This is a genomic window from Rhodococcus chondri, from assembly GCF_036327435.1.
Taxonomy (GTDB): Bacteria; Actinomycetota; Actinomycetes; order Mycobacteriales; family Mycobacteriaceae; genus Rhodococcus; species Rhodococcus chondri.
In genome coordinates this window covers 1-11,968 of sequence record NZ_JAUZMZ010000143.1, presented here as the reverse complement: position 1 = coordinate 11,968, position 11,968 = coordinate 1, and the positions used below count along the sequence as shown (strand labels likewise).

The 11,968-nt window shown below is 67.7% G+C and carries 8 protein-coding genes and 1 pseudogene; 3 read left to right on the top strand and 6 right to left on the bottom strand.

From position 1 onward, the window contains the following. Positions 1–13 precede the first annotated feature (13 nt). The 4 genes and pseudogenes from Q8814_RS20150 to Q8814_RS20135 form a co-directional block, all read right to left on the bottom strand. On the bottom strand, positions 14–301 hold the full coding sequence (locus Q8814_RS20150; protein WP_330153773.1) for a hypothetical protein: 288 nt from the start codon (positions 299–301) through the stop codon (positions 14–16). Positions 302–465: 164 nt separating this feature from the next. After that, positions 466–1,167, bottom strand: coding sequence for a dethiobiotin synthase (gene bioD / locus Q8814_RS20145; RefSeq protein WP_330153772.1), 702 nt, complete (start codon positions 1,165–1,167; stop codon positions 466–468). Next, positions 1,164–2,322: pseudogene (locus Q8814_RS20140) on the bottom strand (8-amino-7-oxononanoate synthase). Before Q8814_RS20140 ends, bioD begins: the two are co-directional and overlap by 4 nt. A gap of 47 nt (positions 2,323–2,369) precedes the next feature. Then, positions 2,370–3,641, bottom strand: coding sequence for an adenosylmethionine--8-amino-7-oxononanoate transaminase (locus Q8814_RS20135; protein ID WP_408015948.1), 1,272 nt, complete (start codon positions 3,639–3,641; stop codon positions 2,370–2,372). Between the two features lie 139 nt (positions 3,642–3,780). Between Q8814_RS20135 and Q8814_RS20130 the strand changes: the two genes are divergently transcribed. The 3 genes from Q8814_RS20130 to treY are packed head-to-tail and all read left to right on the top strand — an operon-like array spanning position 3,781 to position 10,617. After that, positions 3,781–5,853, top strand: a complete 2,073-nt coding sequence (locus tag Q8814_RS20130) for an acyltransferase family protein (RefSeq protein WP_330153770.1) — start codon at positions 3,781–3,783, stop codon at positions 5,851–5,853. 52 nt (positions 5,854–5,905) lie between these two features. Further along, a complete protein-coding gene (gene glgX, locus Q8814_RS20125) occupies positions 5,906–8,278 on the top strand; it encodes a glycogen debranching protein GlgX (protein ID WP_330153769.1) in 2,373 nt (790 codons plus the stop codon). Next, a complete protein-coding gene (treY, locus tag Q8814_RS20120) occupies positions 8,275–10,617 on the top strand; it encodes a malto-oligosyltrehalose synthase (protein ID WP_330153768.1) in 2,343 nt (780 codons plus the stop codon). Before glgX ends, treY begins: the two co-directional genes overlap by 4 nt. A gap of 28 nt (positions 10,618–10,645) precedes the next feature. Here the strand turns inward: treY and Q8814_RS20115 are convergent, their stop codons facing one another. Both Q8814_RS20115 and Q8814_RS20110 read right to left on the bottom strand, forming a co-directional pair. Continuing rightward, on the bottom strand, positions 10,646–11,158 hold the full coding sequence (locus Q8814_RS20115; RefSeq protein ID WP_330153767.1) for a DUF2029 domain-containing protein: 513 nt from the start codon (positions 11,156–11,158) through the stop codon (positions 10,646–10,648). Continuing rightward, positions 11,155–11,376, bottom strand: coding sequence for a helix-turn-helix transcriptional regulator (locus tag Q8814_RS20110; RefSeq protein ID WP_330153766.1), 222 nt, complete (start codon positions 11,374–11,376; stop codon positions 11,155–11,157). The genes Q8814_RS20115 and Q8814_RS20110 overlap by 4 nt, the downstream gene beginning before the upstream one ends. Between the last annotated feature and the right edge of the window lie 592 nt (positions 11,377–11,968).

Below are 11,968 nucleotides of genomic sequence, written 5' to 3'. Positions count from 1 at the left end.
GCCTCCGGGGCGCTCACCGCTCCCCGTGCAGGCCGCCGAGGCCTTCGTCGTCGCAGTCGGGCCCGCGGAACAGCGCGTCGTCGTACGGCGCATCCGGAACCGGGATACGTTCGCCGGCCCGAGCGTGCACTTCGATGGGCGGCCTCTCGGAGAGGTCGCGCGCATCGATCTCGAGGCGATCGAGATCGTTCGACAAACGCTCTACCGCAGCGGCCTTCCCGTACCGCGTGCGTAGCGCCCCGACACACTGACGCAGATGCGCCATGGTGCGTTGCAGGTCCTGCATTTCGGTGGTGGTCATCCGTACCTCCGAGCCGGGCGGTCGGCACGTCGACGCCGGCCGACACGATGTGATCGTGTTCACAGTACGGCAAGATCGGGCGGCGGGGCGTCGTTTTGCCGGGGGATCGGCGAGCCGAGGATCTTCTCGTAGAACGGTTTCGGCATGTCCCCGCTCGACGCACTTCAGATCCTCGCGAGCACCGGCAAGCTCTCGGGAGCTCCCTCGAGGCACTGCCGCACCCGGGCCGAGAACTCCGCTGCGCCGAGCCCACCGCTGCCGGCAGTGAGAACGCCCAGGAGCGGCACACCGGTGACATCGGGCAGATCTTCGAGCTTGCACTGCTCGGCAAGTCCCGGATCCTGTGGCCAGGATCCGATCACCGTTCCGGCGCAGGGCACTCGTGCAGCGCGCAGGGCCGCAACCGTGAGCGCGGTGTGATTGAGCGTGCCCAGCGCTGCACCGGCGACCACGACGGCCGGCGCGGCCGCACTCACCGCGACGTCGACCAGTGTGAATCCGTCCTCTCCCAGCCGCACGAGCACTCCCCCGGCGCCTTCGACGAGTGTCAGATCGTGCCTCGCGTCGATCTCCTCGAGCGCGGCCACGACCTCGTCGAACCGGAGCAGGGGCAGATCGGCTCGCCGGGCGGCGGTGTCGGGTGCGAGCGGCTCGGGGTAGCGGGCGAGTTCGAAGACGGCGATCCGTGGACCCGCGAGACGACGAACCTCGTCCAGATCACCGGGTTCGCCGTCGGCGACACCGGTTTGCGCCGGCTTGCACACCGCGACCCGCATGCCCGCCGCGTCGGCGATCGTCGCCAGTGCCGCCGTGACCACGGTCTTGCCGACCCCGGTCGAGGTGCCGGTGACGCAGACGACGCTCACGGTCGCGCTCCGGCGACCCGGGCACCGGTGAGAACTGTGCCCAGTACCTGCTCGATGACCTCCCGATCCTGCGCGGTGAGGTTCGCGCGCGCGGTGAGCCGCAAGCGGGACGTGCCCTCGGGCACCGAAGGCGGTCGGAAGCAGCCCACGTGCACACCGCGGGCCCGGCACTCGCCGGCCGCGTCGAGCGCGACACGAGGGTCGCCCAGGATCACCGATACCACCGCGGATTCGGGAGTGTGGGCACCGGTCAGACCGGCCAGATAATGCGCATGCCCGAGCACCGCCGCGGCTCGCTCCGGTTCGGCGCGCAACACGTGCAGCGCTGCGCGCGCGGCGCCGACCGCCGCCGGTGCGAGACCGGTATCGAAGATGAAGGTGCGTGCCGTGTCGATCAGGTGCTCACGCACGCGAGCATCGGCGAGAACGATTCCGCCCTGGGAGGCAAGCGATTTCGACAGGGTCGCGGTGACGATCACGTCGGGCTCACCGGCCAGTCCCACCTCGTGCACGAGTCCGCGGCCCCCGGCTCCGCGCACCCCCACGCCGTGGGCCTCGTCGACCAGGAGCAGCGCCCCGTGGGCGCGACACGCGCGGTGCAGTTCCCGCAAGGGTGCGAGATCCCCGTCGGTGCTGAACACCGAGTCGGTGAGTACGAGCGCTCGCGGTTCGGGGCGGGAGGCGAGCGCGGCCTCCACCGCTGCCACGTCGCCGTGCGGTGAGACGTGCACCCGGGACCGGGACAGACGGCACGCGTCGACGAGCGATGCGTGGCAACCCGCGTCGGACACGATCAGGGTGTCGCGGCGGGCTCGGGCGGTTGGCGGCGTATCCGCTCGAGAACACGAGGCCGGTGTCGGCACCGAGAAAGTCGGCGAGCTCGCGCTCGAGCGAGGCGTGCTCGGAGGTGGTGCCCGTGACCAGACGAGATCCGGTGGCGCCTGCTCCCCACCGACGCAGTGCGGCGGTGGCGCCGGCGATCACCTCGCGGTGGCGGACGAGGCCGAGATAGTCGTTGGAAGCGAGATCGATCATCGGGGCCTCGGGTGTGCGCGGAGCCAGATCGCGATGCAGACCCGCATCGCGCCGGGCCGCCGCAGCGCCGTCGAGCCACGTGAGCGCGGAGGTGCCGTCGAGCCACGCAGAAGCAGTCATGGCACCGAACCATACTTGAACACCGTTCAAGTCGCGAGAGGCGGACCTCAGCTCCGCGCCACGGCGACCATCGCGGTGCAGATCCGGGACACATCGTCGGGCGTGCACACGTACGGCGGCATCGCATAGACGAGATTCCGGAACGGCCGGAGCCACACCCCCGCCTCGACCGCCGCCGCGGTCGCGGCGCGCATGTCCACCGGTTCGGCCATCTCGACGACCCCGATTCCGCCGAGCACACGCACATCCGACACACCGGGAAGATCGCGGGCAGGAGCCAGCCCGGCCACGAGCCCCTCGGTGAGCGCCGCGACCTCACCGCGCCAATCGCGGGAGAGCAGGAGCTCGACGGCAGCGACGGCCACCGCACACGCGAGCGGATTACCCATGAAGGTCGGCCCGTGCATCACCCCACCGCCTTCACCGGCACTGATCGCCTCCGCAACCACCGAGGTACACAGCACCGCGGCCAGGGTGAGATATCCGCCCGTCAGCGCCTTGCCCACGCACATGAGATCCGGAGACACCGCCGCGTGGTCCGCGGCGAACAACTCACCGGTCCGACCGAAACCGGTCGCGATCTCGTCGAAGATCAAAAGCAGGCCGTGCTCGTCGCACATTCTCCGCAGTTCACGCAGATAACCGGCGTCGTGGAAGCGCATACCTCCCGCACCCTGCACGACCGGCTCGACGATGACTGCGGCCAACTCGCCGGCGTGCTCGACGAGGATCTTCTCGAACTCCGAGACGTATCCCTGATCGAACTGCCGTGGCGGCGCCGGCGCGAAGACCTGACGGGCCAGGACGTCCGTCCACAGCGAGTGCATGCCTCCCTCCGGATCACACACGCTCATCGGAGCAAACGTGTCGCCGTGGTAGCCGCCGCGCCACGTCATCAGCCGGTGCCGCTCGGGCCGGCCGACAGCGCGCTGATACTGCAACGCGATCTTGATCGCGACCTCGACCGACACCGAGCCGGAATCGGCCAGGAACACCTTGTCCAGCCCGGCGGGGGTGATGCCGACGAGCAGTTCGGCCAAGCGCGCCGCAGGGGCGTGGGTGAGACCACCGAACATCACGTGACTCATCTTCGCGACCTGGTCGGCGACTGCGGCATCGAGCACCGGGTGCCGGTAGCCGTGCACGGCCGACCACCACGAACTCATGCCGTCGACGAGTTCGCGACCGTCGGCGAGAACGAGCCGAGTGCCGTGGGCGGAATCGACGACCAACGGTTGCGTAGAGGCCGGGAACGCACCGTACGGATGCCACAGGTGGGCAGCGTCGAGGGCGGCGATCCGGTCGGGGGCAAGGGACAGTGTGGACACGGCACGACTGTAAGCGGTTGGAGAATCCCGTCCGGCTGCACGTAGTCTGCCAGGGTTGCTGTGCGCGACGTTCACAGAAACCTTTTGCCCGAGAAGTTGCAGTCGAGTCCGTTCGTAGCAGGGAAGTTGCATGTCCGTCCATACCTCGCCCCCGGACCTGGCGTCGTCATCGTCGGCGACGACGGCCAGGCCTGGGTACCGCGTCGACCTGGACGGCTTACGCGGCCTCGCGATCGCCCTCGTGGTGGTGTTCCACGTCTGGTTCGGCCGCGTCTCGGGCGGCGTGGATGTGTTCCTCGCCCTGTCCGGGTTCTTCTTCATCGGTTCGCTGCTGCGCGTCGGCGAATCGCCCGCTCCGCTCGACCCGCGGCCGGTGCTTCGACGGATCGCTCGGCGCCTACTTCCGCCGCTGGTCCTCGTACTCGCGGCGACAACCGTGGCAGCGCTGATCGTCCTACCGTCACCGCAGTGGTTCCGCGTCGCCGAGCAGACCCGTGCATCGCTGACATTCGTGCAGAACTGGCATCTCGCCCGGACCGCGAGCGACTATCTCGCGGCCGATCCGATGGTGAGTCCACTCCAGCACCTGTGGTCGATTGCCGTGCAGGGCCAGTTCTACATCCTGGCGCTGGTCGTCGTCTTCACCTCGACGTGGCTACTGCGCCGGTTCTCACTGCCGGTCCGCGGGCCCTTGGCGGTACTCCTCGCCGTCGTCACTGTCGCGTCTCTGTTCTACGCGAGCACCGCAGCGCAGACGCAGTCGTGGCTGTACTACGACAGCGCCGCGCGCATGTGGGAACTGACGATCGGCGGTGTGCTGGCATGCGTCGCGCCGTGGCTACGGGTGCCGGGTCCTGTGCGCGTCGCGCTGGGGATCGCCGGGCTTGCCGTATTGCTCGGATGTGGTTTCGTGCTCGACGGCGGCGCCCAGTTCCCCGGGCCGTGGGCACTGGTGCCGGTGGGTGCAGCGATGGTTCTCGTCGTGTCCGGTTCGACGTCCGGGACGGACGCACCCGATACCCCCACCGCGACGCTGTTGTCCACACCGCCACTGATCCGGCTGGGATCCATCGCATACTCGCTGTACCTGTGGCACTGGCCGGTCCTGATCGGCTACCTGGTCGTGCGACAGCGAACCGAACTGGGACTGCTCGGCGGCCTCGGCGTGATCGCCCTGTCGCTGGTGCTCGCGGAGGCGACCACCCGCTGGATCGAGAACCCGATACGCCGTCAGGTGCCCGGCCGGGGGCGCACAACACTCGTCGCGTGTCTCGGGGTGATCGGAGTATCGCTCGCGGCCCTGGCGACGACCTGGCTGGCCCACGTGGACCACACCGCGGACGTGCTCGCCCACACGGATGATCTTCCCGCCGACCTCTACCCGGGTGCCGCGGCGCTCGCCCCGTTCATCGACGTCGTACCCCGGCCTGTGTTCCCACCTCTGCTCGCCGCTCACCTGGATCTGCCGTCGGCGACTCTCGAGGGCTGCATCGTGCACGATCGTGAACCGCGGATGTGCACGTACGGCGATGCGCTCTCGACACGGCGGATGGCTCTGGTGGGCGGGTCGCATTCCGAGCATTGGCTGACCGCCCTCGACGTCCTCGGCAAGCAGCACGGGTTCCGCGTCGACACCTACCTCAAGGTCGGATGCCCGCTGTCGGCTCGTCCGGCACCCCTCGACGAGGATTCGCCGACCGCCGAATGCGACACGTGGTCCGCCGGGGTCCTCGCCGCACTCGCCGCCGACCCGCCGGACTACGTGTTCACGACCTCGACACGACCCAAGGCGCGGGAAGACGGACCCGGCGACCACACCCCGTCCTGGTACGTGGAGCTGTGGGAGACGCTCGCCGACTACGGCATCGACGTGATCGCGATCCGCGACACCCCGTGGCTGGAGAGGGACGGCGTCCCCTTCAACGCCGTCGATTGCCTGGACGCGGGCGGAACCCCGGATTCGTGCGCGGTACCTCGCGCGGAGATGCTCGAACCCATCGATCCGAGCGAAGCCGCCTCCGCACACCTACCGTCGGTCCTTCCGGTGGACCTGTCCGATTCCCTGTGCCGCCGCGACGTGTGTCGTGTCGTGGAAGGAAATGTGGTGGTCTACCGGGACGACGACCATCTCACAGCGACCTATGTGCGCACGCTGGCGCCTGATCTGGGTCGTCGACTGGCGGCGATCACCAACTGGTGGTGACGGTCGTCGCTCGGCGTGAGCGAGGCGGCCGCGGCGGCTACTGTGGGCTGTCATGGAGCCCAGCGATACGAGCACGACCGAGGACACCCCTGACCGGTATCCCGTGTGGCCGGGCGAACCGTACCCGCTCGGCGCAACCTACGACGGTGCCGGAACCAACTTCGCGGTGTTCTCCGAAATCGCCGACCGTGTGGAACTCTGCCTGATCGCGAGGGACGGCACCGAGACCCGGATTCCTCTCGAGGAGGTCGACGGATACGTCTGGCATGCCTACCTGCCGACCGTCGCGCCCGGGCAGCGGTACGGCTACCGCGTGCACGGCCCCTTCGACCCCGCGAGCGGGCACCGGTGCGATCCGAGCAAGCTGCTGCTCGACCCGTACGGCAAGGCGTTCGACGGGACGTTCGACGGCGACGCGTCTCTCTACTCGTACGCCCTCCCCGGCTCGGCGGCCGACGAGAACGCGGCGGCGGAGGATACCGAAACCGGCGACAGCGAACGCGCAGACACCGAGAGCAGAGATCCCGGGACCGGGGACATCGAAAGCGGCGACCGCGGGACCGGCGCGGCGACGTCCGATCCGGAAACCGCCGGCAGCGGCGAGATCGCCCCCGCGGACGAGGACGCGCCGGATATGATCACCGACCCGGCGGACACGCCTGGTACCGAAGCGTTCCCCCAACTCGACTCACTCGGGCACACGATGACCACGGTGGTGATCAACCCGTTCTTCGACTGGGCCTCCGACCGTCACCCGCGCCGGCCGTACCACGAGACGGTGATCTACGAAGCCCACGTCAAGGGCATGACCGCGACACACCCCGACATTCCCGACTATCTGCGCGGCACCTACGCCGGTCTCGCACACCCGGCGATCATCGACCACCTGAAGGAGCTCGGGGTCACCGCCATCGAACTGATGCCGGTGCACCAGTTCATGCACGATCAGGTGCTGCTCGATCAGGGACTGAGCAACTACTGGGGTTACAACACCTTCGGATTCTTTGCACCGCATACCCAGTACTCGTCGTCGTCGAAGCCGAGTGCTGTGGTCGCCGAGTTCAAGGCGATGGTGCGCGCGTACCACGAGGCCGACATCGAGGTGATCCTCGACGTCGTCTACAACCACACGGCCGAAGGCAACCATCTCGGGCCGACGATCTCGTTCCGTGGCATCGACAACGCCGCGTACTACCGCCTCGTCGACGACGACAAGGCGCACTACATGGACTACACGGGCACGGGTAACAGCCTCAACGCCCGTCACCCGCACACCTTGCAGCTGATCATGGATTCGCTGCGGTACTGGGTTACCGAGATGCACGTCGACGGTTTCCGATTCGACCTCGCATCGACGCTCGCGCGCGAACTGCACGACGTCGACCGCCTGTCCGCGTTCTTCGATCTCGTCCAGCAGGATCCGGTGGTCTCGCAGGTCAAGCTCATCGCCGAGCCGTGGGATGTCGGCGAGGGCGGCTATCAGGTCGGCAACTTCCCCGGGCTGTGGACCGAATGGAACGGCAAGTACCGCGACACGGTGCGCGACTACTGGCGTGGCGAACCGGCCACCCTGGGCGAGTTCGCGTCGCGCCTGACCGGCTCGTCGGACCTGTACGAGGATACGGGCCGGCGGCCGGGAGCATCGATCAACTTCGTCACCGCACACGACGGCTTCACCCTGGCGGACCTGGTGTCCTACAACGAGAAACACAACGACGCCAACGGCGAGGACAACCGGGACGGTGAATCACACAACCGGTCGTGGAACTGCGGCGTCGAGGGTCCGACGGACGACCCCGAGGTACTGGCGCTGCGCGCCAGGCAGCAGCGCAACATCCTGGCCACGCTCATGCTCTCGCAGGGCACTCCGATGCTGGCCCACGGCGACGAGATCGGCCGCACCCAGCAGGGCAACAACAACGTCTACTGCCAGGACAACGAACTGTCCTGGATGAACTGGACACTCGCCGAGGAGAACGCCGACCTGCTCGCGTTCACACGGAACGTCGTCGCGCTGCGTACCACGCATCCCGTATTCCGGCGGCGGCGCTTCTTCGAGGGCCGTCCCATCCGCAGCGGCGACCAGTCGCGCGACATCGCGTGGCGCACGCCGAGCGGCGACGAGATGACGCCCGAGGACTGGGACAGCGGCTTCGGCAAGTCACTGGCCGTTTTCCTCAACGGCGACGGAATCCCCGAACCGGACCATCGCGGCCAGCGCGTCGCCGACGATTCGTTCCTGTTGTGCTTCAACGCCCATCACGAGACCCTCGACTTCGTGACTCCCGACGGTCCGCACGCGCAGGAGTGGACGGTGGCGCTGGATACCGCCGTCGGGGACGGCCTGCGCGACCTGACCCTCGAAGCGGGTAAACCCGTGCGGGTCGAGGCACGATCGATGCTCGTGCTGCGGAGGACGGCGTGAGCGGCCGGCCCCTGCTCTCGACCTATCGGCTGCAGATGCGCGGTGACGCATTCACCTTCACCGACGCGACGGCGCTCGTCGACTATCTCGACGGACTCGGAGTCTCGCACGTCTATCTGTCCCCCGTACTCGCTGCCACGACCGGATCGACCCACGGGTACGACGTGGTCGACCCCGAGACGGTCTCCCCCGACCTGGGTGGACGCGCCGGGTTCGAAACGCTGTCGCGGGAGATCCGCTCCCGCGAGATGGGCCTGATCGTCGACATCGTGCCCAATCACGTGGGTGTCGGCGATCCGCGCCAGAACGCGTGGTGGTGGGATGTCCTGCGGCACGGCAGCGACTCGGCGTACGCATCGTTCTTCGACCTCGACCTGTCGCCGGACAACGGCGCGGACGGCAAGATCGCATTGCCGGTTCTCGGCTCGGACGACGACGTGCGCGAACTGACCGTCGACCGGTCCGGCGACGAACCTCTGCTCGCCTACTACGAGAAGCGCTTCCCTATCGAACCGGGCACCGACGAGGGATCTCCCGCCGAAATCCATGCGCGGCAGGCGTATCGGCTCGTGGCATGGAACTCCGGTTTGGTCGGCTACCGGCGGTTCTTCACCGTGGACGACCTAGCTGCCGTCCGGGTCGAAGACCCTTCCGTGTTCGATGCGGCGCACGCCCAGGTCGCCTCGTGGATCGCCGACGACCTCGTCGACGGGGTCAGGGTCGACCATCCGGACGGGCTTGCCGATCCCTCCGGTTACCTTACGAGCCTGCGGGAGTTGATCGGCCCTGATCGGTGGCTGGTGGTCGAGAAGATTCTCGCCGAGGGCGAGCCGCTGGACGCGACGTTGCCCGTGGACGGTACGACGGGTTACGACGCACTGAACGAACTCGTCGCGGTGTTCGTCGATCCACGCGGTGAATCGGCGCTCGATGCAGTCTCCCGGAAGTACACGGGAGCAGAGGGCGATGCGGAATGGTTGCACGCCCGCGAACACGATCTCAAGCGTTCGGTGCTCGAGAACGGGTTGGCGCCGGAGGTGGGACGGCTCGTGCGAACGATCCGGCGCGACGCCGGCGACCGTGAGTGCCCCGAAGAGTTACTGCGTGCCGCAGTGATCGCGGTGGTCGCGCAGGTGCCGGTGTATCGGGCCGACTACGCCCCGCTGACCACGATGGTGCCGCGGATCGTCGGCGATGTCTCACGCGCGGAACCCGGGCTCGCACCCGCACTGGAGGTGTTCGCGCGGGCACTGGCTATCGGTGGTGAGGCGGCTGCCCGGTTCGGCCAGGTGTGCGGTGCCGCGACGGCGAAGGCCGTGGAGGATTGCCTGTTCTACCGTGCGGCGCGTCTGGTGTCGCTGCAGGAGGTCGGCGGACAGCCGGCCCGGTTCGGTCTCGCCGCCGCAGAATTCCACCTGGCATGGGCGCAACGCGCCCGGCACTGGCCGCGGGCCATGACGACACTGTCGACGCACGACACCAAACGGAGTGAGGACGTGCGTGCCCGTATCGGGGTGCTCTCGCAGGTCCCGCGCGAGTGGGCGGGCCGGCTCGACGAGTGGGAGACCCTCGCTCCCAGCCCCGACCCCGCGATCGGGTTGTTCCTGTGGCAGACGCTGTTCGGAGTGTGGCCGGTCGACGGTGACGTCACCGACACGCTACGCGAACGCCTGCACCAGTACACACAGAAAGCGTTGCGGGAGAACGGCACTCGATCCACCTGGACCGACGTGGACGAGGAGTTCGAGACGGCCGTGTCCGACTGGATCGACACCGTCTGCGACGGTCCCGTCGGTGCGGGCCTCACCGAGTTCGTCGGAGGGCTCGAACCCCATGTCACTGCGGCGTCACTGGGGCAGAAACTGCTGCAACTCCTCGGTCCCGGTGTGCCCGACGTGTATCAGGGCACCGAATTGTGGGACGACTCGCTCGTCGACCCGGACAACCGGCGCCCGGTGGACTTCGACGAGCGGCGCCGACTGCTCGCCGATCCGGAATCTGCGCCCGCGAAGTTCACGGTGGTTCGGACCGCGCTGCACCTACGCCGTGAGCGCCCGGAAATCTTCGTCGGCGGCGCCTACGTTCCGCTGCTCGCCTCCGGTGCCGCAGCGGAGCACGTGCTCGCGTTCGGCCGCGGCCGCACCGCGGACGAGGTCGACGTGCTCGCGCTGTCCTCGCGGCACACGGTGTCGTTGCCCGACACGGGCTGGGGTGACACCACCGTCGACCTACCGGAAGGTGAGTGGGAGGAACTGCTGACCGGACAACGGTTCTCGGGCACGGTTCGTGTGGGCGACATCTTCGGCACGCTTCCGGTCGCCGCACTGGCGCGACTGTAACTGCCGGAGTCCGGCCGCCGGACCTCCGTCACAGATCCTTGGCCTCGCGGGCGTCTTCCTGCGTCTCGCGCCGGCGGACCCTCCGCCGGTACCAGACGAGGACCACACTTGCCGGGGCAAGACCGACGGCCGCGCCGACGATCCGTCCCGCCCAGGTGGCCGAATCCTGGTCGAATCCTCCTCCCTCCCATTCGAGACGAGCGAAGATTCCGAACGCCGCGGCGATGTAGAGCAGTCCGGCGGCCACGACACGGGGGCGCAAGAGCTTCGTGGTGGTGTACAGGTCGACATCACGCGACCCGGCGTAGGCCATGGTTACCGCCGAGACCACGAACCACGCGATCAGGAGACCCAGCGCCGTCCACGCCCCCGGCCGTCCGGCAACCCATGGGAGGAGCGCGGCCGCGGTGAGCCCTATCCACTGGCACAGCTGGAATCCCACCGCAGAGGCCTCGTTCCAGACGTCGCGCTGCCGTTCGTCGCGATAGAAGTCGTCGTCCAGATCGCCGACAACGCGAGCCGCCTTGGTGAACACGGTCATTGCGGTTTCTCCTCGGTGAGCGGGAACAGTTCTTCGACGGTGGCGGCCAACGCTGCGGCGAGCCTCAGAGCGAGGTACACGCTGGGTGCGTACTGGCTCTTTTCCGTCGAGATGATGCTCTGCCGGCTGACCCCGACCGCGTGGCCGAGCTCGGCCTGTGTGAGCCGGGCACGCTTACGGTATTCCCGAACCCTGTTGCCTTGCGGGATCGCTGACACGAGAAAAGTAAAGCGTGCCTGACATCTTATGTCAAGGACGCTTTACTTTCGACTCCGGGTGCAGGTTCCGACTCGCACCGTTCACCGATTCGGAGCCAATTGCATTCTCGTTTTCGAGAATTATTCATCCCGAACGGAGTGAAGCAGGCATTCCCGGGGCGACACAAGCGAAATCGGCGCCGAAGAACGCGCGCGAGGTTGCGGCCCGAGCACGTCGTACAGCCCGGGGAAACCTTGCGGTTGCGACAGAAAGAGATTAGCTTTCTCTTTAACAGGGAAGGAGATTCTCAATCGAACTGCGGAGCTCGACTCTCTACAGAACCGGCATCATCACGGTCCCGCACGTGGCCGCCCCTCGGCGCTCGCGAGGTTCGTTGTGTCTCGAATTCTCGTACATGCAAACAAGCTTCGCGTTGCAGATGGTGCCGCTGCCGGGCATCACTGTGGAGCGCAGGAAGGATCCCGATGAACATTGACGACATGGTGATGATCAGCATCGACGACCACGTGGTCGAACCGGCCGACATCTTCGAAAAGCACTTCCCGAAGAGCCTGATGGATCAGGCACCCACGCTCACCGCCCATCCGCGCA

Excerpts from the sequence above, each read along its gene's own strand:
- Q8814_RS20115 (WP_330153767.1), bottom strand. The coding sequence starts at position 11,158 with ATGACCGTGTTCACCAAGGCGGCTCGCGTTGTCGGCGATCTGGACGAC.
- Q8814_RS20150 (WP_330153773.1), bottom strand. The coding sequence starts at position 301 with ATGACCACCACCGAAATGCAGGACCTGCAACGCACCATGGCGCATCTG.
- glgX (WP_330153769.1), top strand. The coding sequence starts at position 5,906 with ATGGAGCCCAGCGATACGAGCACGACCGAGGACACCCCTGACCGGTAT.
- Q8814_RS20130 (WP_330153770.1), top strand. The coding sequence starts at position 3,781 with ATGTCCGTCCATACCTCGCCCCCGGACCTGGCGTCGTCATCGTCGGCG.